The organism is Ramlibacter sp. WS9 (genome assembly GCF_003797765.1).
Taxonomy (GTDB): Bacteria; Pseudomonadota; Gammaproteobacteria; order Burkholderiales; family Burkholderiaceae_C; genus Ramlibacter.
The window spans coordinates 1-1,101 of sequence record NZ_RKMB01000085.1 but is presented as its reverse complement, the minus strand read 5'-3'; the positions used below and the strand labels follow the sequence as shown (position 1 = coordinate 1,101).

The 1,101-nt window shown below is 64.8% G+C and carries 1 protein-coding gene; it reads left to right on the top strand.

Annotated elements, in window-relative coordinates; translation table 11 throughout:
• Window positions 1–1,101, top strand: a 1,101-nt coding sequence (locus tag EEB15_RS33020; RefSeq protein WP_141514231.1) for an alpha/beta fold hydrolase, incomplete at both ends; no start/stop codon positions are given.

Below are 1,101 nucleotides of genomic sequence, written 5' to 3'. Positions count from 1 at the left end.
CCAACAGCCTGAGCAACCCGGCGGCGGTCAAGCGCTTCTTCGAGACCGGCGGCAAGAGCCTGCTGGACGGCCTCGGCCACCTGGCCAAGGACCTGGTGAACAACGGCGGGATGCCGAGCCAGGTGGACATGGACGCCTTCGAGGTGGGCAAGAACCTGGCCACCACCGAGGGCGCCGTGGTGTTCCGCAACGACGTGCTGGAACTGATCCAGTACCGGCCGATCACCGAGTCGGTGCACGAACGCCCGCTGCTGGTGGTGCCGCCGCAGATCAACAAGTTCTACGTCTTCGACCTGTCGCCGGACAAGAGCCTGGCGCGCTTCTGCCTGCGCAACGGCGTGCAGGCCTTCATCGTCAGCTGGCGCAACCCGACCAAGTCGCAGCGCGAATGGGGCCTGACCACCTATATCGAGGCGCTCAAGGAGGCCATCGAGGTAGTCCTGTCGATCACCGGCAGCAAGGACCTCAACCTCCTCGGCGCCTGCTCCGGCGGGATCACCACCGCGACCCTGGTCGGCCACTACGTCGCCAGCGGCGAGAAGAAGGTCAACGCCTTCACCCAACTGGTCAGCGTGCTCGACTTCGAACTGAATACCCAGGTCGCGCTGTTCGCCGACGAGAAGACCCTGGAGGCCGCCAAGCGTCGCTCCTACCAGTCCGGCGTGCTGGAGGGCAAGGACATGGCCAAGGTGTTCGCCTGGATGCGCCCCAACGACCTGATCTGGAACTACTGGGTCAACAACTACCTGCTCGGCAACCAGCCGCCGGCGTTCGACATCCTCTACTGGAACAACGACACCACGCGCCTGCCCGCCGCGCTGCACGGCGAGTTCGTCGAACTGTTCAAGAGCAACCCGCTGAACCGCCCCGGCGCCCTGGAGGTCTCCGGCACGCCCATCGACCTGAAGCAGGTGACTTGCGACTTCTACTGTGTCGCCGGTCTGAACGACCACATCACCCCCTGGGAGTCGTGCTACAAGTCGGCCAGGCTGCTGGGCGGCAAGTGCGAGTTCATCCTCTCCAACAGCGGCCACATCCAGAGCATCCTCAACCCACCGGGCAACCCCAAGGCACGCTTCATGACCAATCCGGAACTGCCCG